This is a genomic window from Exiguobacterium sp. ERU653 (assembly GCF_018617775.1).
GTDB lineage: Bacteria > Bacillota > Bacilli > Exiguobacteriales > Exiguobacteriaceae > Exiguobacterium > Exiguobacterium marinum.
Genome location: NZ_JACSKV010000007.1, coordinates 1 through 20,208, shown reverse-complemented (window position 1 = coordinate 20,208; position 20,208 = coordinate 1). Strand labels below are relative to the sequence as shown.

At 47.3% G+C, this 20,208-nt stretch carries 19 protein-coding genes and 2 tRNA genes; all 21 read left to right on the top strand.

Going from position 1 to position 20,208, the window contains the following annotated elements; genetic code table 11:
• Window position 1: 1 nt before the first annotated feature.
• The 21 genes from yabN (at window position 2) to lysS (ending at window position 19,826) form a co-directional block, all read left to right on the top strand.
• The gene (yabN, locus tag KNO95_RS14040) at window positions 2-1,417 is read left to right on the top strand and encodes a bifunctional methyltransferase/pyrophosphohydrolase YabN (RefSeq protein ID WP_214879421.1); all 1,416 of its coding nucleotides are present in this window, start codon (window positions 2-4) and stop codon (window positions 1,415-1,417) included.
• On the top strand, window positions 1,414-1,686 hold the full coding sequence (locus tag KNO95_RS14035; RefSeq protein WP_026824785.1) for an RNA-binding S4 domain-containing protein: 273 nt from the start codon (window positions 1,414-1,416) through the stop codon (window positions 1,684-1,686). Before yabN ends, KNO95_RS14035 begins: the two co-directional genes overlap by 4 nt.
• Window positions 1,687-1,728: 42 nt before the next feature.
• Window positions 1,729-2,103, top strand: coding sequence for an FtsB family cell division protein (locus tag KNO95_RS14030; protein ID WP_214704494.1), 375 nt, complete (start codon window positions 1,729-1,731; stop codon window positions 2,101-2,103).
• A gap of 75 nt (window positions 2,104-2,178) precedes the next feature.
• On the top strand, window positions 2,179-2,685 hold the full coding sequence (locus KNO95_RS14025; RefSeq protein WP_214704495.1) for a S1 domain-containing RNA-binding protein: 507 nt from the start codon (window positions 2,179-2,181) through the stop codon (window positions 2,683-2,685).
• A gap of 203 nt (window positions 2,686-2,888) precedes the next feature.
• Window positions 2,889-5,501 carry a YhgE/Pip domain-containing protein gene (locus KNO95_RS14020; RefSeq protein WP_214879418.1) on the top strand — a complete coding sequence of 871 codons (2,613 nt, stop codon included), beginning with the start codon at window positions 2,889-2,891 and terminating at the stop codon, window positions 5,499-5,501.
• Window positions 5,502-5,642: 141 nt separating this feature from the next.
• Window positions 5,643-5,719, top strand: a tRNA-Met gene (locus tag KNO95_RS14015).
• 9 nt (window positions 5,720-5,728) lie between these two features.
• Window positions 5,729-5,800, top strand: a tRNA-Glu gene (locus KNO95_RS14010).
• 69 nt (window positions 5,801-5,869) lie between these two features.
• Entirely contained in the window at window positions 5,870-7,117 is a 1,248-nt protein-coding gene (gene tilS, locus KNO95_RS14005; RefSeq protein WP_214879415.1) for a tRNA lysidine(34) synthetase TilS, read from the top strand.
• Between the two features lie 35 nt (window positions 7,118-7,152).
• On the top strand, window positions 7,153-7,698 hold the full coding sequence (gene hpt / locus KNO95_RS14000) for a hypoxanthine phosphoribosyltransferase (protein WP_026824790.1): 546 nt from the start codon (window positions 7,153-7,155) through the stop codon (window positions 7,696-7,698).
• Between the two features lie 105 nt (window positions 7,699-7,803).
• Window positions 7,804-9,828, top strand: coding sequence for an ATP-dependent zinc metalloprotease FtsH (ftsH, locus tag KNO95_RS13995; protein ID WP_214704522.1), 2,025 nt, complete (start codon window positions 7,804-7,806; stop codon window positions 9,826-9,828).
• Window positions 9,829-9,920: 92 nt separating this feature from the next.
• Entirely contained in the window at window positions 9,921-10,685 is a 765-nt protein-coding gene (locus tag KNO95_RS13990; RefSeq protein ID WP_214879412.1) for a type III pantothenate kinase, read from the top strand.
• A 19-nt stretch (window positions 10,686-10,704) separates the two neighbouring features.
• Window positions 10,705-11,634 carry an Hsp33 family molecular chaperone HslO gene (gene hslO, locus KNO95_RS13985; protein ID WP_051545931.1) on the top strand — a complete coding sequence of 310 codons (930 nt, stop codon included), beginning with the start codon at window positions 10,705-10,707 and terminating at the stop codon, window positions 11,632-11,634.
• A gap of 84 nt (window positions 11,635-11,718) precedes the next feature.
• On the top strand, window positions 11,719-12,672 hold the full coding sequence (cysK, locus tag KNO95_RS13980; protein WP_214701496.1) for a cysteine synthase A: 954 nt from the start codon (window positions 11,719-11,721) through the stop codon (window positions 12,670-12,672).
• A gap of 94 nt (window positions 12,673-12,766) precedes the next feature.
• Complete coding sequence (locus KNO95_RS13975; RefSeq protein WP_353048133.1) at window positions 12,767-14,146, top strand: anthranilate synthase component I family protein; 1,380 nt, start codon at window positions 12,767-12,769, stop codon at window positions 14,144-14,146.
• Entirely contained in the window at window positions 14,143-14,727 is a 585-nt protein-coding gene (gene pabA / locus KNO95_RS13970) for an aminodeoxychorismate/anthranilate synthase component II (protein WP_214879409.1), read from the top strand. Before KNO95_RS13975 ends, pabA begins: the two co-directional genes overlap by 4 nt.
• Window positions 14,711-15,529 (top strand): aminotransferase class IV, encoded by an 819-nt coding sequence (locus KNO95_RS13965; RefSeq protein ID WP_214704525.1) that lies wholly within the window; start codon window positions 14,711-14,713, stop codon window positions 15,527-15,529. Before pabA ends, KNO95_RS13965 begins: the two co-directional genes overlap by 17 nt.
• Window positions 15,530-15,540: 11 nt before the next feature.
• Complete coding sequence (gene folP, locus KNO95_RS13960) at window positions 15,541-16,326, top strand: dihydropteroate synthase (RefSeq protein WP_214704527.1); 786 nt, start codon at window positions 15,541-15,543, stop codon at window positions 16,324-16,326.
• Window positions 16,319-16,684, top strand: a complete 366-nt coding sequence (folB, locus tag KNO95_RS13955) for a dihydroneopterin aldolase (protein WP_026824799.1) — start codon at window positions 16,319-16,321, stop codon at window positions 16,682-16,684. Before folP ends, folB begins: the two co-directional genes overlap by 8 nt.
• A complete protein-coding gene (gene folK / locus KNO95_RS13950) occupies window positions 16,681-17,178 on the top strand; it encodes a 2-amino-4-hydroxy-6-hydroxymethyldihydropteridine diphosphokinase (RefSeq protein WP_026824800.1) in 498 nt (165 codons plus the stop codon). The genes folB and folK overlap by 4 nt, the downstream gene beginning before the upstream one ends.
• 70 nt (window positions 17,179-17,248) lie before the next feature.
• Window positions 17,249-18,187 (top strand): tRNA dihydrouridine synthase DusB, encoded by a 939-nt coding sequence (gene dusB / locus KNO95_RS13945; protein ID WP_051546003.1) that lies wholly within the window; start codon window positions 17,249-17,251, stop codon window positions 18,185-18,187.
• Window positions 18,188-18,335: 148 nt separating this feature from the next.
• Complete coding sequence (lysS, locus tag KNO95_RS13940) at window positions 18,336-19,826, top strand: lysine--tRNA ligase (RefSeq protein WP_026824802.1); 1,491 nt, start codon at window positions 18,336-18,338, stop codon at window positions 19,824-19,826.
• Window positions 19,827-20,208: the final 382 nt, after the last annotated feature.

Here is a 20,208-nt window from a genome sequence, read left to right as displayed (position 1 = left end):
TATGGGTTATACAATCACGGTGGTCGGACTCGGGTCCGGCGAGTTAAATCAATTACCACTCGGTGTGTACCGCCATTTAAAACAGCAACCACTCGTCTGGTTGCGGACGAAAGAGCATCCGGTCGTTCGTGAGTTAGAATCAGAAGGGCTCGTATTCGATTCTTTTGATTCGATTTACGAATCAAGCGAAACTTTTGAAGAGGTCTATAATCAGATTGTTGAGACATTAATGAATAAATGTGAAGAAATGGCGATCACTTATGCTGTACCGGGTCATCCTTTCGTAGCAGAACGGACCGTTGAACTGTTGGTGGAACGCGGAGCCGATCTTCATGTGCTTGGCGGTCAAAGCTTTTTAGACGCGATGTTTCAAGCGCTTCAAATCGATCCAATCAATGGATTTCAACTGCTTGATGCGACAGCCCTCGACCTTGAACGACTGCAGGTCACCCAGCACATTCTTATTGGTCAAGTGTACGATGGATTTGTAGCAGGGGATGTCAAAGTGCAGCTAATGGAGCGTTATCCGGATGAGCATCCCGTCACCCTTGTGACCGCTGCAGGAACTACACAAGAACGAATCAAACACATTCCGCTATTCGAGATGGACCGTGTGGCGGAAGTGAACAATTTGACGACGCTCTATGTACCACCGCTCGTCGACGAATCGTATTTGGCGAAAGATTTTGCGACACTCAAACAGATTATTGCAACACTTCGGGGTCCGAACGGCTGCCCATGGGACCGCAAACAGACACATGAGTCGCTTCGGAAGTATTTACTGGAAGAAGCGTACGAACTGATTGAAGCCATCAATGCAGAAGATGATAATGCGATTATTGAAGAACTGGGCGACGTCTTGCTCCAAGTCATGTTACATGCTCAAATCGGTGCAGATGAGGGGTACTTTGATATTCGTGATGTGATTGGTTCGATTAGTGAAAAGATGGTACGTCGTCATCCACACGTCTTTGGGGACATCACAGTTGAAAACGCCTCCGAGGTCGTGAAAAATTGGAACACGATTAAACAAGCCGAAAAAGGGGAAAAGAAACAATCGCATCTCGATGGTGTGCTCATCGACCAACCTTCATTGATGAGGGCGGAACAACTTCAAAAGAAAGCCGCCCAAGTAGGGTTTGAATGGGATGACGTATCCGGGGCCTTCACGAAGCTCGAAGAAGAATTGAACGAATGGCGTGAGGAACTTGGTGACGAATCAGAATTGGGAGATGTATTGTTTTCCATCGTCAATATCGCGAGATACGTTGGGCTGAATGCCGAGCAAGCTCTAGAACAGACGAACCGAAAGTTTAAACGTCGATTCGAATACATTGAAGTAAATGGGGACCTTCAGCAGATGACACTCGAACAAATGGATGAACTTTGGAACGAGGCAAAGGAGAAAGGTTTATGAGACTAGATAAATTTTTAAAGGTATCACGTTTGATCAAGCGTCGTACGTTAGCGAAAGAAGTAGCAGATCAGGGACGGATTCAATTGAATGGACAAGTCGCAAAGGCGAGCACAGACGTCAAAGTCGGAGATGAACTACAAATCCGGTTCGGAAATAAGCTCGTTACGGTCGTTATTGATTCAATCGCGGAACATGCACGTAAAGAAGATGCGAAAGAAATGTATCGTTTACTTAAAGAAGAGAAGATGGATGGTAGTATCAACTCGTAAAAAAAAGTATACTTAGTGTATTAAGAGGAGGGGGATGAGGCGATGAATGGACGTAATCCGATGGATCGACAACGGCGCATTCGTGCGCTAGACGAGCGTAGAGAACAGCTGGAAAAAGACACACATCGGCGACGAATTCATCTTCGCCGTCGTTTGGCGGCGGCCTCACTCCTATTTTTATTTGTTATGGTCTTGATTGGGCAGAGTTACTTTTCAAAAGTCGGCTATGTGTCGGACCAACGACAAGCATACGCTCAAGCAAAAGTAGAGTTGCGTGAACAACAAGACGAGCAAGATGAATTGAAAGAGCAAGCGGAGCGATTACAAGATGAGGATTATATCGCAAACTTAGCGCGAAATGAGCTGCTTTTCTCTAAAGATGGAGAGATTATTTTCTACTTCTCACCAGAAGAATAAGTTGGTTCGTTGACCGTTGAGGAAACGACTCGTATAATTGTAAAGAATCAATCAAAAAAAGGAGTACATTATTTTATGTCAATTGAAGTAGGAAGCAAGGTACAAGGTAAGGTCACAGGGATTACGCATTTCGGAGCGTTCGTCGAGCTCCCGAACGGCAAAACAGGTTTAGTGCACATCAGTGAGGTGGCAGACTCTTACGTCAAAGATATCAATGAAGTGTTGACAGTCGGTCAAGAAGTCACGGTGAAAGTATTGAACGTCGAAAGCGATGGAAAAATTGGATTATCCATCAAAAAAGCAGTAGACCGCCCTGTAAGCGAACGTCCAGAGCGTCCGGCCGGTGAGCGTTTCTCTCGTGGTCCACGCCCGGGTGGCCCTAGTCAAGGCGGTCCACGTCCTGGTGGACGCAGCGGTGGTGGCCCACGTGGTGGTGGTGGTCGTCGCGAACCGCAGCGCCGCGAGCCAGAAACATTTGATACATTGATGAGTAAATTTTTGAAAGATAGCGACGAGCGTCTTACGACTTTGAAACGTCAAACAGATTCGAAACGCGGTGGACGTGGAGCCAAACGCGGGTAATCCTTCGAATACCAATTAGCTTCTACTCGTAACTATATAGGTCTTAATACAAGACGAGTCGTGAACATTTTTGTTCGCGACTTTTTTTTTTTTTGAAAAAAATTATGAAAAATAACTAAAATAGTTGCTTTTTTTCGAGGAAGGGAGCAAAATAGGGAACATGAAAAAATAGTTATGTTTTATAAGTGAAGGTGGAGAGAAAAATGAATGGATGGAAACTGTGGACGGCGGAGTGGCGGAGTATCTTTAAGAACCCACGTGTGTTGGTTCCGATTCTCGCAGTCGCACTCGTACCGCTAATGTATGCCGGTATGTTTTTATGGGCTTTCTGGGATCCTTACGGACAGATGAAAGATTTGCCGGTCGCCATCGTCAATGAAGACAAAGGGGCAACGTTTGAAGGGGAGTCGCTTGAGATTGGGGACGATCTCATTGACAAGTTATTGAAGTCGGAAGCGTTCGAGTTTGTCGAGACGACCGAAAAAGAAGCGGAATCTGGATTGGAAGACCATGATTACTATATGGCGATTGAGATTCCGGAAGACTTTTCGGAAAAAGCAACGACAGCTTTGGATGAGGATCCAGAGCAACTTGAATTGAAGTATATTGCGAATGAATCGTATAATTTCTTAGCTGCGCAAATCGGTGGTTCCGCGATGGAGCAAGTAAAAGCGGAGCTTTCGACCGAGGTATCGAAACAGTACGTCAGTGCGTTGAAAGATGGGCTGAATGATGTAGCTGACGGACTTGGTGAAGCGGCAGACGGTGCAACAAAACTTGCAGAAGGCTCAAAAACAGCTAAAGACGGTGCCGTCAAATTGGCGGATGGGACGGAGTTACTTGCTTCGAAACAACGTGAGCTAGCAGATGGAGCAAGTCAGTTAAATGATGGGATTGCCCAGTTGGCCGATGGTTCCTCTGAGCTAGCAGATGGAACAAAACTACTCGCTTCGAAACAGCGTGAACTCGCAGATGGAGCAAGTCAATTAAATGATGGCGTGACTCAACTGGTTGATGGTTCCTCTGAACTTGCAGATGGGAGTCAACAAGTTCATGAAGGCTCAGCCTCTCTTTCAGATGGTGTACATCGTGTCAGCGATGGTGCCTCCGCGTTACAAGACGGAACGAGTCAACTCGTTGAAGGCACAGAAACTTTTGCATCAAAACTAGATGAACTGCATACAGGTGCAAAAACGTTGAACCAAGGCGTTCAAGACCTTTCTGCAGGAATTGAACGCTCGAAAGAGGGTGCGTCCGCATTAAATGACGGCGCAAATCAACTTGCGGGTGCATTGACCACCGCGAAAGACGGTAACGCGGCACTTGTCGTGGGTCAAACGGAATTGGTCAATGGAATCGGACAAATGAAATCTGAGTTGACCGCGAAGCAAGATGAGTTGATTGGACAACTGACGGCACTCGCCGAATCGGGTCAATCCGCGTCACCTGAAATGCTTCAAGCCATCGCTGCGCAACTAAGCGATGGAAAACAAGAAACGGCGGCAGGTTTTGATCAATTAGCTGCTGGTGCGACGAAAGTGAAGGATGGACAAACCTCATTAGCTGCTGGTCTAGAGCAAGCAGAGGCAGGTGCTGGAGAACTTTCGTCAGGACTTTCTGAATTAAGCACAGGTCAAACAAAATTGGTCGAAGGCGCTAAAGCATTAGCCAGTGGCTCTAGTCAAATCGAGCAAGGCACGCAAACAGCGGCCGGTCGCTCACAAGAGCTTGTGGCAGCCAGTTCGAAACTCAATCAAGGTGCGACGCAACTTCAAGATGGGACGAATGAACTCGTAACAGGCAGTGATAAGCTCGTAGCCGCGACTGGACAACTCTCTGAGGGAAGTGTGAAGCTTGCGGATGGTGCAAAGAGCGCTAGTGCCGGAACAAGTGAGTTAGCCAACGGCGCGAATCAGTTAGCTGATGGCGGTCAAAAACTTCAATCTGGTAGTCGTGAGCTTGCAGACGGTGCGCAGGATGCTGGTGCCGGAACAAGTGAGCTAGCGAATGGCGCGAGTCAGTTAGCAGACGGTGGACAAGAACTTCAATCCGGTAGCGGTGAACTCGCCGATGGGATGACAGACCTTGCATCCGGTAGCGATGAACTTCGTGACGCCTTACTAAAAGGCGCGGAAGATGCAGATATCGGGTTAACTGACAATAATGTGGAGATGATGGCAGGTCCGGTTGCGCTCGTCGACAACTCGATTCACGAAGTGCCGAACTACGGTACAGGATTCGCTCCGTACTTCATGTCACTTGGACTCTTTGTCGGGGCACTCCTTCTCTCGATCGTCTATCCATTGTACGATCCAGTGGGGCGTCCAAAACGGAGTCTGTCATGGGTGATGTCGAAGTCTGGCGTTCTCGTTGTCGTCGGATTCCTTCAGGCCTTGATTCTCGATGTGGCAATGGTGCAACTACTCGGTCTTGAAGTGAGCGAGCCGTTGAAATTCTTCGGTTTCAGCTGGTTGACGAGCATCACGTTCCTCTTTATCGTGCAGTTGCTCGTGACAACGCTCGGAAATCCGGGGCGTTTTGTGGCAATCGTCTTGTTGATTTTGCAATTGACGACGTCTGCGGGAACGTTCCCGCTCGAATTGATTCCAAGAGCGTTACAACCGTTCAATGCACTGCTTCCAATGACATATACGGTTGCTGGGTATAAAGAAATTCTATCGGCAGACGGTGCACAGTACTTGCAGACAGCTACCATCTATTTAACGTTTGTGGCTGCCGGATGCTTTGCATTGCTGTGGGCGTACTTCCGAATCGCATGGAAGAAAAAATATCGCCCAATCGCATCAGAAGCATGATGTAAAAACGTTATAAAATCGTGTATAGTGGGGAAGACGACGCTATACACGATTTTTTTATTAAAAAAATATAAAAAAGAATTGACACTCGAATGATGACTGGTTATTATAGAAAATGTGCTTAGGACACAACAATAACATGGCGGTGTAGCTCAGCTGGCTAGAGCGTACGGTTCATACCCGTGAGGTCGTGGGTTCGACTCCCTCCGCCGCTACCATTTTATTTAGGCCCGTTGGTCAAGCGGTTAAGACACCGCCCTTTCACGGCGGTAACACGGGTTCGAATCCCGTACGGGTCACTTAGCCTAAGCGAAAAGAAGCCATCTCAAACGAGATGGCTTCTTTTGTTATACCTAAGGAGGGAATTCATGAAAAAGGTGCTCGTCGCTGTGTCTGGCGGTGTGGATTCGATTGTCCTTTTAGACCGCCTTGTCAAACAAGGATGGAACGTAGCGGTGGCTCATATCCATCATGGTCTACGAGAAGCATCAGATGAAGAGTATACGTTCGTCGCAAATATAGCGGCATCCTATCAAATCCCGTTTCATGGGAAGCGTCTTGATTTTCAAAAAGGAAAATCACAAGAGCGATATCGAGAGGCCCGATATCAATTCTTTGAAGACGTCATGAGTGAATATGGATATGACACATTGGCAACGGCACATCATGCGGACGATGAGTTAGAAACGGTGCTCATTCAACTTCATCGAAACGTGATTGAAGTGAAAGGGATTCCCGAAATCCGGAAATTTGGTAACGGGAGACTCATCCGTCCGTTGTTATATGAGTCGAAAGCTCAACTGATTGAGTATGCCCGACAGAACGAATTAGAGTGGCGCGAAGACGCAACAAACCAAGAACGCACCTACTTAAGGAATCTCATTCGCCATGAGATCGTGCCGAAACTGAAACAGACGTGGCCATCGGTTGTGAAAGAAGTCAGCGAAGCGGCAAAATTGGCCCGTGCCGACTGGGATAGACGGTACCAATCGTGCGAACGGTGGGTGGAGGCATATGTAGAACTCGAAATGAAAGCGTTTCATGTGAAACTTGATCACGTTGAACGTTTGTCATCGCTCGAACGGTACACGGTCGGTCGGTTGTTGTCCGCTCGTTACGAGGTAAATGTGACTGAGGCGATCGAGAAACTATTGATGAGTCAAAAGGATACAGGCATTTATCATCTCCAGGGGGAATGGTTCATGACCAAGCGGAATAGGGTACTTAATCTTGTACAACGTTTAAACATCTATCCGCTCCATCCGATTCAAGTTGAAACGCTACCGACTGTGGTTCAATTCGGAGAGCGGACAATCTCCCTGTCTATCGAGGAGGGGGAAGAGGGCATCCCATTACATGAAATCACATATCCGCTCACAATTCGTACAATTAAACCGGGTGATCGGATGCGTTTAACCGTAGGGACAAAAAAAGTGGCTCGAATTTTAATTGATGAAAAAATTGATCGATCCATTCGTCCGATGCTGCCACTGCTTGAAGACGCTTCTGGACGGATTCTCGCGATTATTGGTGTAAGAGTTTCGGATTTTCTAGACAAGTCGGATGCGAATTGTCTACGATTAGATGCGAATTGTCTACGATTAATGGTAAAATGATGATTGTGTCGAAACAGAAAGAGGAGGATTTCAAGATGTCATTAATCAACGATATGGAAAAAATTTTAATCTCGCGTGAAGAGATTCAAGAAAAGGTACAAGAACTTGCCGGAACACTTAGCGAAGATTATAAAGAAGAGTTCCCGCTTCTCGTATGTGTATTGAAAGGCGCGATGCCGTTCATGTCGGACCTCGTTAAAGAAATGGACATCCACTTAGAGATGGATTTCATGGACGTATCGACGTATCATGGTGGCACATCGTCAACAGGTGAGGTTAAAATCGACAAAGATTTAAATACATCTGTAGAAGGACGCGACATCTTGATTGTAGAAGATATTATTGATAGTGGATTGACGCTTGGTTATCTCGTCGATCTTCTTAAATACCGTAAAGCGAAATCTGTGAAGATTGTCACGCTTCTCGACAAACCGACAGGGCGTAAAAATGGTTTATCAGCAGACTATAGCGGCTTCGTTATCCCACACGAATTTGTCGTTGGCTACGGTTTGGATTATGAAGAGAAATATCGTAATCTTCCTTACGTCGGTGTGCTCAAACCGAGCGTTTACGGGGGCTAACATTTTTCTTTTGAAAATGTGACGTGGTAAGATAAAAGAAATCCCCAAAGTATAGGCATATACTGAATGGGCGAGAACATCGTTTCTCGGAATAGGAGGCAGAGAATGAATCGTGCAGTGAAAAACACATTGGTTTTTGGTGTGATTTTCCTAGCCTTGATCTTGTTCCTTCAATATTTGCAGAATCCGAATAGTCAGAGTGAAACACTCTCGTATTCGAAATTCCTAGAATATGTGGAAGATGATCGGATTGAGACGGCAACCGTACAAGAAATCCCGGGGGCTATCTCGATTACAGGCGATCTTACAGGAGATGAAGACCAGCGTTATGAAACAAATATTCCAGCGAACGAAGCTGAGTATGCAGATGTATTAACACAGCTTCGAGCGAATACGGATATTCAAATCGAGGAAGCTGAATCGAACAGTAGTTGGTTCAGTATCATCTTTGCGATTTTACCGTTTATCATCATCTTCATCTTGTTCTTCTTCTTGTTGAACCAAGCGCAAGGTGGTGGCGGTGGTGGTCGTGTGATGAACTTCGGGAAATCGAAGGCCAAATTATACGACCAAGAGAAGCGTCGTGTCACATTTGAAGATGTGGCCGGAGCAGACGAAGAGAAGCAAGAACTCATCGAAGTCGTTGAATTCTTGAAAGATCCTCGTAAATTCTCAAAACTCGGTGCACGTATTCCAAAAGGTGTGTTACTCGTTGGTCCTCCGGGGACAGGTAAAACACTATTGGCCCGTGCGGTAGCTGGTGAAGCGGGTGTACCATTCTTCTCGATCTCAGGTTCGGACTTCGTTGAGATGTTCGTCGGGGTCGGTGCGTCACGTGTTCGTGACTTGTTCGAAAACGCCAAGAAGAATGCTCCGTGTATCATCTTTATCGATGAAATCGATGCGGTCGGACGCCAACGTGGTGCCGGACTAGGTGGTGGACACGATGAGCGTGAACAAACATTGAACCAATTGCTCGTTGAGATGGATGGATTCAGCGACAACGAAGGGATTATCATGGTTGCGGCGACAAACCGTCCGGATATTCTTGACCCTGCCCTCCTTCGTCCAGGTCGTTTTGACCGTCAAATCACGGTCGATCGTCCTGATGTAAAGGGACGGGAAGAAGTATTGAAAGTTCATGCGCGTAACAAGCCACTTGATTCGACAGTGGACTTAAAATCAATCGCACAGCGTACACCAGGATTCTCTGGAGCGGACTTAGAGAACCTCTTGAACGAAGCGGCACTCGTTGCGGCACGTTCGAACCGCGCAGCGGTATCGGTTGTCGACGTGGAAGAAGCGATTGACCGCGTCATCGCCGGTCCTTCGAAGAAAAGCCGAATCATTTCGGATAAAGAACGCAAGATTGTCGCTTATCACGAAGCGGGTCACACAATCATCGGTCTCGAACTTGAGAATGCGGATGAAGTACACAAAGTGACGATTGTCCCACGTGGAAACGCGGGAGGATATGTCGTCATGCTCCCGAAAGAGGACCGTTACTTCATGACAAAACCTGAGCTCGAAGATAAGATTGTCGGTCTCCTTGGTGGACGTGTCGCCGAAGATGTCATCTTTGGTGAAGTGTCGACTGGAGCGAGCAACGACTTCCAGCGTGCTACTGGTATTGCACGTAAGATGGTCATGGATTATGGGATGAGCGATAAGCTCGGACCACTCCAACTCGGTTCGAACCACGGTGGACAAGTCTTCCTTGGTCGCGATTTCCAGACGGAACAGAATTATTCAGATGCAATCGCACAAGAAATCGACTTAGAGATTCGTGACATCATCAACCACTGCTATGCGAAAGCGAAGCAGATTTTGACAGAACGTCGTGAAGATCTCGAACTCGTTGCGAAGACGTTGCTTGATGTGGAAACGCTCGATTCGAAACAGATTCGTCATTTGATTAAAACACGCGAATATCTCCCGCATGAACCGGAAGAAGACGTGGATGCATCAACGGACTCAGATGAAGCAGCGAAGAAAGATGAGGCAGCCGTTCAGCACGGTCAAGTCATCGATCAACCCGAAGCTGTTCAAGAAAGCCAACCGGATGTTGTGCCTGAAGGCGATAAGCCCGAGGCGACACCGACGGAGCGTCCGAATAACGAATCACGTTAATCAGTAGACGAATGCCCTTGACGAGGCATTCGTCTTTTTTCATGTTATAATTCGAGCGAACTGCAATTGACAACAAAGTGAGGAACTATATCATGATTTTAGTGATTGATGTTGGAAATACAAATATTGTTCTCGGGATGTACGATGAAGTTAATCTCGTACACCACTGGCGCATCTCGACCGATCGTACGAAAACAACTGATGAGTACGGCATGCTTGTAAAGTCGCTATTCGACCAATCGAACGTCTCGTTTGAGCAGGTTGAAGGTGTCATCTTATCCTCTGTCGTGCCCCCGGTCATTTTTCCACTTGAACAAATGTCACAGCGATACTTCAATGTACGACCGATCGTTGTCGGTCCAGGTGTGAAGACGGGATTAGACATTCACGTTGAGAATCCACGCGAAGTTGGAGCCGATCGAATTGTCAACGCTGTGGCTGGAATCGCCAAGTATGACGGTCCGCTCATAATTGTTGATTTTGGAACGGCAACCACGTATTGTTACATCGATGAGAAACGTCGCTACCACGGCGGCATCATCTCACCAGGTATCATGATTTCAGTAGAGGCACTCTATCAGCGTGCTGCGAAACTACCACGAATTGAACTGGCAACCCCGCCATCGGTCGTTGGGAAAAATACGATTCAAGCGATGCAATCCGGAACGTATTATGGTTACGTGGCTCAAGTGGACGGTATCGTGAATCGAATGAAGCGTGAAGTTGGTGAAGCGACTGTCATTGCGACTGGAGGATTGGCACGATTGATCAGTGAACATGCAGAAACGATTGATCATGTGGATTCGTTCCTGACACTCGAAGGCCTCCGCCTCATTTACGAGCGCAATCAAAAGTAAACTAAAGGAGTTAAAGTATATGATTCATACAGAACAACAAGCATTACTCGATCAAATGAAAGACGATTATCTCGTTCGAGCTCTCGGGTTCAACGGAGAAGTACGAGCGTTTGCAGCACGTACGACAAAGACAGTGTACGAAACACAACTTCGTCATCAGACGACACCAGTTGCTTCAGCAGCCCTCGGACGGACGATGACAATTGGCTCGATGATTGGTGCGATGCAAAAAGGTGCGGCACGCGTCACGCTTAAAGTCGAAGGTGATGGTCCAATCGGGAAAATTATCGTGGATGCAGATACAGCGGGGGATGTCCGTGGATATGTATCGTATCCGCGTGTCGATGGTGGAACGTTCGTCAACGAACAAGGATTGACGAAGTTGAAAGTAGGCGAAGTCGTCGGAAAAGGAACCATCTCAGTCATTAAAGATTTAGGGTTGAAAGATTATGTTGGTGGTTCTTCAGAGATTCAAACAGGTGAAATCAGTGAAGACTTCACGTACTACTTCGCAACATCAGAACAAGTGCCATCGGTCGTTGGAGCCGGTGTTCTCGTCTTACCGGAAGACGAATCGATTCTTGCGGCAGGCGGTGTGATCGTACAATTGCTTCCGAACGCTTCTGAAGAAACGGTGCAGGCGCTCGAAAAAGCACTTCAGACGTTCCCGCCCGTATCTGTCTTGATTGGTGAAGAAAAGACACCAGAGGAGATGCTTCAATTACTACTTGGCGATAGTCTCGATGTCCTCGACCGTAATCCGATTCAATTCAACTGCACATGTAGTCGCGAACGAATGGAAAACGCCATTATCGGTCTCGGAAAAGAAGAGATTCGTCAGATGATTGAAGAAGATGGTGGAGCCGAAGCGGTTTGCCATTTCTGTGGGGAAAAGTATCATTTCTCAGCGGAACAATTAGAGACGATGAAAGAGCAAGCACAAGCGTAAGCAACGTTCCAAATTGCATATTTTCAATTCGATAGGGTATGATAACAATATCGGAATAGTCGGAATTATGAAGGAGGAAATGTAATGCGAATCGTAAACTCAGTGACAGACTTGATTGGAAAGACCCCGATTGTGAAATTGAACGGAATGACTGGACCAGAGGATGCCGATGTGTATCTGAAGCTTGAATATATGAACCCGGGATCAAGCGTCAAAGACCGGATCGCACTCGCGATGATTGAAGCGGCTGAAAAAGACGGCATCTTGAATCCTGGTGATACAATCATCGAGCCAACGAGCGGAAACACGGGAATCGGTCTCGCGATGGTCAGTGCCGCGAAAGGATACAAAGCCGTCCTCGTCATGCCTGAGACGATGAGCATGGAGCGTCGTAATCTTCTTCGTGGATATGGAGCCGAACTCATCTTGACACCAGGTTCTGAAGGGATGGGCGGGGCGATTCGTCGTGCCACTGAAGAAGCTGAGAAGCACGGCTACTTCCTCCCGCAACAATTCAATAACGCGGCCAACCCGAACGTTCATGAAATGACGACGGGACCTGAGATTGTGGAAGCGTTCGAAGAAACGGGACTTACGGTGGACGCACTTATCGCAGGAGTCGGTACTGGTGGTACGATTACCGGAGCAGGAAAAGTCGTGAAGGCGAAATATCCAGATGTGAAGATTTTGGCAGTTGAACCGATTGATTCACCAGTCTTGTCTGGTGGGAAGCCGGGTCCTCACAAAATTCAAGGAATTGGTGCCGGGTTCGTCCCATCCATTCTCGATACAGAAATTTACGAGGGTGTTCTTCAAATCACGACAGAACAAGCGTTTGAATATGCTCGCCAAGCAGCGCGCACAAATGGTGTGCTCGGAGGTATTTCTTCAGGGGCCGCGATTGCGGCGGCGCTTGATACAGCGAAGCGTCTCGGTAAAGGGAAGAACGTGTTGGCGATCATCCCGTCAAACGGAGAACGTTACTTGAGTACACCACTCTATCAATTTGATGAAGAGTCGAACGAGAGTCGGGTATAACATTTTAGGCAGTAATCGAGAGACATTCTCTTTCGGTTGCTGTCTTTTCTTGTGTACAATAAAAAGCATGAATGAATAGACGGAGGAATGACATGTGAGATCGACAGCGTTCAGAACGAAGCGGATGACGAAAGAAAAAATGTATGAAACATACATGACGTTGACAGCAGATCAGCCGTACCATGCATGGCTAGAAAGCGGGAGGGCAGGGCGGTATACGATTGCAGGAATTGAACCGTTCGGTCGCTTCTATGTAAAAGACGGCGTCGGTCTCCTTCAAATCGGAAATAGGACTGAAACGATGTACGGGGAACCGCTCGAATTGGCCAGTGAAGTTCGGAAGCGGTTTGAGGCTGAACGTCCAGAAGGGACCCCTCCATTTTTCGGTGGTATGATCGGTTATGTCAGTTATGATGTGGCTCGGACGATTGAACGTCTCCCTAACCAAGCGGCAGATGATTTATCGACGCCAGACGTCTCGTTTCTTCTATTTGACGAAGTGGCTGTGTTCGACGAAGAGTCGTCGACCCTTTACTTAATGGTCACAGCAGAACGTGATGTGGAGCGCAAAGTGGAACGGTGGGCAGCCATGTGGAACGTCGAGTCGCATTATGCGTTCAAACCGACGGAACATCTCCCTGTAGAGCGATCGCGCTCCATGTCTCAGGAGGAGTTCGTCGAAGCTGTCAAACAGATTCAGTCATATATCGTGGAAGGTGATGTGTTTCAAGTGAACTTGAGTGTTCGTCAATCAGAACCGCTTCTCGCTGACCCACGTCGGGTGTACGATACTCTCCGTCGAATGAATCCCTCTCCATACATGGGGTATTTTGTGGACGACGCATTGACAATGGTCTCCGCGTCACCAGAGTTGTTGCTTGAGAAACACCAATCTGACATTTCGACGCGTCCGATCGCGGGTACGCGTCCGCGTGGGAAAGATGATGCGGAAGATTTGGAATTGGCGAACACGCTACTTGAAAATGAAAAGGAGCGAGCAGAACATGTCATGCTCGTTGACTTGGAGCGGAACGACCTCGGGAAAGTTGCGGCGTACGGTAGCGTTCATGTGGATGAATTGATGGTGATTGAAAAATATTCACACGTGCAACATATCGTTTCGAACGTACGTGGCACCATTCGTGATGAGATTTCTGGAGCCGAAGCGTTGGCAGCGATGTTCCCAGGTGGCACGATTACAGGAGCGCCTAAAATTCGAACGATGGAAATCATTGAAGAACTCGAACCGGTTCGCCGGGGACTCTACACCGGCTCGTATGGTTGGTTAAGTTGGAATGACGACCTCGTCTTCAATATCACGATTCGGACGATGGTCGTGAAAGATGGAATCGCATACGTTCAAGCAGGAGCGGGAATCGTCATCGATTCGGACCCGGTCTCAGAATATGAAGAGTCACTGTCCAAAGCGAAGGCGCTATGGACGGCGAAGCAAATGGCGGAGGAAACGACATGATTGTACTGATTGATAACTATGACTCATTCACGTATAACTTGGTGCAGTATTTCGGTGAACTTGGTCAGGAACTGGTCGTGTATCGAAACGATGAAGTATCGATTCAAGAAATCGAGGCGCTTTCCCCAAGCTATCTTGTCATTTCTCCAGGACCTTGTACTCCGAATGAGGCAGGGATCAGCGTAGAGGCAATCCAAGCGTTCGCGGGCCGTATTCCGATTTTAGGTGTCTGTCTCGGTCACCAAGCGATTGCGCAAGCGTTCGGCGGTGAAGTCGTTCATGCGGAGCGACTCATGCACGGGAAAACGTCGAAGATTCAACATGACGGAAAATCGATTTTCAAAGACATTCCTCAACAGACAATCGTGACCCGTTATCACTCATTGGCCGTGGAGCATTCGACTCTACCGGAATGTCTAGCGGTCACTGCGGAGACGGAGACTGGGGAAATCATGGCGCTCCGTCACCGAACGCTTCCGATCGAAGGGGTGCAATATCATCCTGAAGCGATTTTGACTGAGCATGGGAAAGAGATGATTCGAAACTTTATCGAGGAGTATCGTCATGTTGTATTGGCATAACGGCGATATAGTCGAGCAAGAGAAGGTGTTGATTCCGGTTGAAGATCATGGTTTCTTGTATGGAATGGGCTTATTTGAAACGTTACGGACCTATAATTTTGTGCCGTTTTTGTTCGATGCACATTGGGAGCGTCTGAATAAGAGCATGGAAGCGTTATGGATTGATTTTCCGTATACGAAAGCAGAAATTGAGACAGCGATTCAACGACTGTGTCGGCAAAATGATGCGCCTAATTTATATATTCGGTTAAATGTGTCGGCAGGTGTCGCGCCCCTCGGTCTGTACGCCGGGCGCTATGAAGCACCGAACGTCACAATGATCGTAAAACCGTTACCTGCAGAAGTTGTACCACAGGAGAAACAAGTGGAACCAATCCCTTTCCCGAGAAGTCGTCCTGAAGCGGCGTTTCGATTAAAGTCGCATCATTATATGAACAATATCCTCGGAAAACGGGCTCTCCAAAATCCGGATGCGGAAGGTCTATTTGCTGACGAAAATGGACACGTGGTGGAAGGTCTCGTGTCGAACATCTTTTGGGTCGGACCGGATGATGTGTTATACACGACACCACTCTCGAGCGGACCGCTCGCAGGTGTGACGCGGAAATGGGTGATGGAACATTTCTCTGTAGTCGAACAATCCGTGACGTTTGAAGAATTATCTGTAGCGAAAGAAATCTGGATGACGAACTCGATTCAACAAATTGCCCCGGTGACTCAGTACGGAGATCACTCCTTCCCCGGTAAAGACGGGGTGCGATTTAAAGAAGCGTGGACGGAACTTATTCGTTCACTTGGATAGGAGGCGGAAGTATGACGAAAATCATGGGAATTTTAAACGTGACCCCGGACTCCTTTTCGGATGGAGGGCGATATACGGCAATCGAGGAAGCCGTACGTCACGCGAATCAGCTCGTACAAGAAGGTGCCGATGCGATTGACGTCGGTGGTGAGTCGACGAGACCGGGCGCTGAACTCGTATCCGAAGAAGAAGAGATTGAACGTGTCGTCCCAATCATCAAGAGGTTAACAGAAGAGATTGATGTGCCCATCTCGATTGATTCGTATAAGCCAACGGTGGCGAGAGCGGCATTAGAGGCGGGAGCGACAATCATCAATGATGTGTGGGGTTCTAAATGGGGAGACCAATCGATGGCGCGTGTCGCCGTTGAATATGGTGTGCCCATCATTCTTATGCATAATCGGAAAAAGCGGGAATATAACCGTTTCATTGAGGATGTGGTCAGTGATTTACAGGAATCGATTAGGATTGCTCACGCATCAGGTGTAAGGAATGAACACATTTGGTTAGACCCGGGCATCGGATTCGCGAAAGACGTGGCACAAAATCTAGAACTCATGAATCATCTCGATGCAATCACTCGTCTTGGTTATCCAGTGCTACTCGGTACGTCCCGTAAATCATTTATCGGGCACACGCTCGATTTACCGACAGAAGAGCGAGTAGAAGGGACGATTGCGACAACCTGTCTCGGGATTATGAAGGGATGCTCATGGGTACGAGTGCATGATGTGAAAGAGAATGCCCGCGCAGCGAAAATGATGGATGCGATGATTGGGGGGGATGGACATGGATAAAATTTTTGTGAACGGAATGCGTTTTTACGGTTATCATGGTGTGTTTGAAGAAGAGAATCGTCTCGGTCAAAGGTTTCACGTGGATTTAATGTGTGAGCTGGACCTTGCACCTGCGGGGCGTTCCGATGATTTGAATGAAGGGGTCAGTTATGCCGGCTTATATCAATTGACAGAAGAGATTGTGACGGGTGATCCGGTCAATTTACTTGAAGCACTTGGAGAACGGATTACTTCAGCTGTTTTGGCTCATCATGAGTTGATTCAAAGTGTGACGGTGAAAGTCATCAAGCCGGACCCGCCGATTCCAGGACATTACGACTCGGTGGCAATTGAGATGACAAGGAGACGGACACCATGATTTATATCGCATTAGGAGCGAACATTGGGGAGCGGGCTGCGCAATTGTCTGCTGCAATCGATGAGATGGAGAGAGCGAGTCTCAAAGTCACAAAGCAGTCATCGGTCTATGAGACGGCTCCTGTCGGTTACACGGAGCAACCGTCGTTTTATAATATGGTGGTCGAGGTAGAGAGTTCGCAGTCAGCGGCCGGACTGCTAGAAACCCTTCAACAAATTGAGCGAGAGCTAGGTCGAAAGCGCCTGTTTAAGAACGGACCACGTACAATCGACCTTGACATCCTCTTTTATAATGGGGAAGATATTCAATCAGAACACTTGACGGTTCCGCACCCACGTATGCATGAGCGTGCGTTTGTGCTCGCCCCGTTAACGGAAATTGCGCCGGAACTGGTTGTAAAAGGAAGAACGGTGACTTCTTGGCTTGACGCGTTACCGGAAGTAGACCGTCAAGATGTCGTTCGATTGCAGTTATTAATGAATTTGGTGAAATGAAGGATGTGTTGTCTTGACTGGCTTTAAGATTGGAAACATAGATATTAAAAACCGCGCAGTTCTTGCACCGATGGCAGGCGTGACCAACCCGGCTTTTCGCTTGATTGCGAAAGAGTTCGGAGCGGGACTCGTATGTGCGGAGATGGTCAGCGATAAAGGGATTTTGCTTGAAAACACCCGAACAATGCGTATGCTATATGTCGATGAACGGGAGAAACCACTCAGTTTACAAATCTTTGGAGGCTCTAAAGATACACTCGTCAAAGCCGCACAATACGTCGATCAAAACACAAATGCGGATATCATTGATATCAACATGGGTTGTCCCGTACCGAAAGTAACCAAGTGTGACGCCGGAGCAAAATGGTTACTCGACCCGGATAAAGTGTATGAGATGGTCAATGCCGTCACCAAGGTAGTCGAAAAACCAGTCACGGTGAAAATGCGCCTTGGCTGGGATGACGATCATATCTTTATTTTGGATAACGTCAAAGCGGCTCAGACGGGTGGGGCGGCGGCCATCGCCATTCACGGACGCACGCGGGCCCAACAATATGAAGGAACCGCAAATTGGGACTGGATTGGCGAGGCGAAGAAAGTGGCGACCGTACCAATTATCGGGAACGGAGATATCGCGACCCCGCAGGACGCGAAACGTGTGATTGACCAGTACGGTGTGGATGCCGTCATGATTGGACGCGCAGCACTTGGGAATCCATGGATGCTTTATCAAACAATCCAGTACCTTGAAACGGGAGAACTTCCGCCGGAACCGCAAGCTCGTGAGAAAATCGATATCTGTATGCTCCATCTCGATCGATTGAGTGCGATTAAAGGTGAACTGACAGCTGTACGCGAAATGCGTCAACACGCGGCCTGGTATTTGAAAGGACTCAAGGGCAGTGGTCCGATCCGTAAACGAATTAATGAAACAGAATCACGTGAGGCGTTCGCGGCGGTCCTTTACGGATTTGTCGATCAACTCGAACGACAACTGTCAGAAGTGTGAACTAGTGAAAAGAACTAATTTATGGTAAGCTTGTTTGGCGAAAAAGTGCACCACAACGAATGAACGGCTTCGGCTGTGCTGTTGGCCAACGGGTCGACAGTTTTTTGTTAGAGAGAAACCCAATATGGATAGAGGAGTGAATGGAATAGTGAGCCACGAGTTAGAAATGAATGATCAAATGCAGGTTCGTTTTGAGAAGATGACCGATATGCGTGAGCGCGGTCTTGACCCGTTCGGTCACCGCTTTGATCGTTCTGCGCACGCAGGTGAATTACACGAGCAGTATGAATCGATTGAAAAAGAGGCTTTGGCTGAACAGGACGTAGAAGTCACATTGGCTGGACGCATCATGACGAAGCGTGGGAAAGGGAAAGTATTCTTTGCCCACATTCAAGATGTGACAGGTCAAATTCAAATTTACGTCCGGAAAAACGATGTCGGGGATGAGCCGTTTGACTTGTTCAAGTCTTCAGACCTTGGTGACATCGTCGGTGTGAAAGGGAAGCTCTTTAAAACCAATGTGGGTGAGCTCTCAATTCACGTAGAAGAGTTTGAATTATTAACGAAGGCGCTTCGTCCGCTTCCGGACAAATATCATGGGTTAAAAGATGTGGAACAACGCTATCGCCAACGCTATCTCGATTTGATCACAAATCAAGATTCGCGTCAGACCTTCATTTTGCGTAGCCGCATCATTTCAGAGATTCGTAACTTTTTAAACCAAAAAGGATATCTAGAAGTGGAAACACCGATGCTACACACGATTGCCGGCGGAGCAGCAGCACGTCCGTTCTTAACGCATCATAATGCATTAGATATGGAACTTTACATGCGTATCGCAATCGAACTCCATTTGAAACGTTTGATTGTCGGTGGACTAGAGCGTGTGTATGAAATCGGGCGTGTCTTCCGTAACGAAGGAATCTCTACGCGACACAACCCTGAATTCACGATGATCGAATTGTATGAGGCGTATGCGGATTACAACGATATCATGGATTTGACAGAAGAATTAGTCGCACACGTGGCGAAAGAAGTACTCGGTACAACGGATGTACAATACGGTGAAGATACGATCCATCTTGGTATCGGTTGGAAACGCGCACACATGGTCGACCTCGTTAAAGAAGAAACAGGTGTCGACTTCTGGCAACAAATGTCCGATGATGAAGCACGTGCACTTGCAAAAGAACACGGTGTAGAAGTACAAGATCATATGACGTTTGGTCATATCGTGAATGAATTCTTCGAGCAAAAAGTTGAAGATACGTTGCTTCAACCGACATTTGTCACAGGACACCCTGTTGAAGTGTCGCCATTGGCGAAGAAGAATGAAACGGATTCACGTTTCACAGATCGTTTTGAGTTATTCATCGTTCGTCGTGAACATGCGAACGCTTTTACAGAGTTGAACGATCCAATCGACCAACGTGAACGTTTTGAAGCGCAGTTGCTTGAAAAAGAAGCGGGTAACGATGAGGCACATGAACTCGATAATGATTTCCTTGAGGCACTTGAATATGGTATGCCACCAACAGGTGGACTTGGAATCGGGATTGACCGCCTCGTCATGTTATTGACGGACGCGCCTTCAATCCGCGATGTTCTTCTTTTCCCAACGATGCGTCACCAACAATAATCAATTGAAGGGCCAGATCATACGTGAGTATGAGCTGGCTTTTTTATGTTTGTCAGTCTAGAAACGCATAAGGAAGCCGTTAAACAGGATAGAACATATAAATAAAAAACTTTTTCGGAAAAACTTTAATAAAAACCCTTGCGTTAATGAGAAGTGTACGGTAAAGTAATAAACGTTGCCGCTGATGGCAGCGGAAAAGAAATAAAAAAGTGGTTGACAACTGTGTTGATGACTTGTATTATTTTAAGAGTCGCCAAGAGCGGCAGACGAACTTTGAAAACTGAACGATGAGGCAAAAATAAGTTTTACAATTTTTGAATGAAGCGCAAGCTTCGTCAATTTAAGAGCTATATCAAATTCTTTGGAGAGTTTGATCCTGGCT

Bases quoted from the DNA above. Each gene is read 5' to 3' on its own strand.
- yabN (WP_214879421.1), top strand. From the start codon at position 2: ATGGGTTATACAATCACGGTGGTCGGACTCGGGTCCGGCGAGTTAAAT.
- KNO95_RS14035 (WP_026824785.1), top strand. From the start codon at position 1,414: ATGAGACTAGATAAATTTTTAAAGGTATCACGTTTGATCAAGCGTCGT.
- KNO95_RS14030 (WP_214704494.1), top strand. From the start codon at position 1,729: ATGAATGGACGTAATCCGATGGATCGACAACGGCGCATTCGTGCGCTA.
- KNO95_RS14025 (WP_214704495.1), top strand. From the start codon at position 2,179: ATGTCAATTGAAGTAGGAAGCAAGGTACAAGGTAAGGTCACAGGGATT.
- KNO95_RS14020 (WP_214879418.1), top strand. From the start codon at position 2,889: ATGAATGGATGGAAACTGTGGACGGCGGAGTGGCGGAGTATCTTTAAG.
- tilS (WP_214879415.1), top strand. From the start codon at position 5,870: ATGAAAAAGGTGCTCGTCGCTGTGTCTGGCGGTGTGGATTCGATTGTC.
- hpt (WP_026824790.1), top strand. From the start codon at position 7,153: ATGTCATTAATCAACGATATGGAAAAAATTTTAATCTCGCGTGAAGAG.
- ftsH (WP_214704522.1), top strand. From the start codon at position 7,804: ATGAATCGTGCAGTGAAAAACACATTGGTTTTTGGTGTGATTTTCCTA.
- KNO95_RS13990 (WP_214879412.1), top strand. From the start codon at position 9,921: ATGATTTTAGTGATTGATGTTGGAAATACAAATATTGTTCTCGGGATG.
- hslO (WP_051545931.1), top strand. From the start codon at position 10,705: ATGATTCATACAGAACAACAAGCATTACTCGATCAAATGAAAGACGAT.
- cysK (WP_214701496.1), top strand. From the start codon at position 11,719: ATGCGAATCGTAAACTCAGTGACAGACTTGATTGGAAAGACCCCGATT.
- pabA (WP_214879409.1), top strand. From the start codon at position 14,143: ATGATTGTACTGATTGATAACTATGACTCATTCACGTATAACTTGGTG.
- KNO95_RS13965 (WP_214704525.1), top strand. From the start codon at position 14,711: ATGTTGTATTGGCATAACGGCGATATAGTCGAGCAAGAGAAGGTGTTG.
- folP (WP_214704527.1), top strand. From the start codon at position 15,541: ATGACGAAAATCATGGGAATTTTAAACGTGACCCCGGACTCCTTTTCG.
- folB (WP_026824799.1), top strand. From the start codon at position 16,319: ATGGATAAAATTTTTGTGAACGGAATGCGTTTTTACGGTTATCATGGT.
- folK (WP_026824800.1), top strand. From the start codon at position 16,681: ATGATTTATATCGCATTAGGAGCGAACATTGGGGAGCGGGCTGCGCAA.
- dusB (WP_051546003.1), top strand. From the start codon at position 17,249: ATGGCAGGCGTGACCAACCCGGCTTTTCGCTTGATTGCGAAAGAGTTC.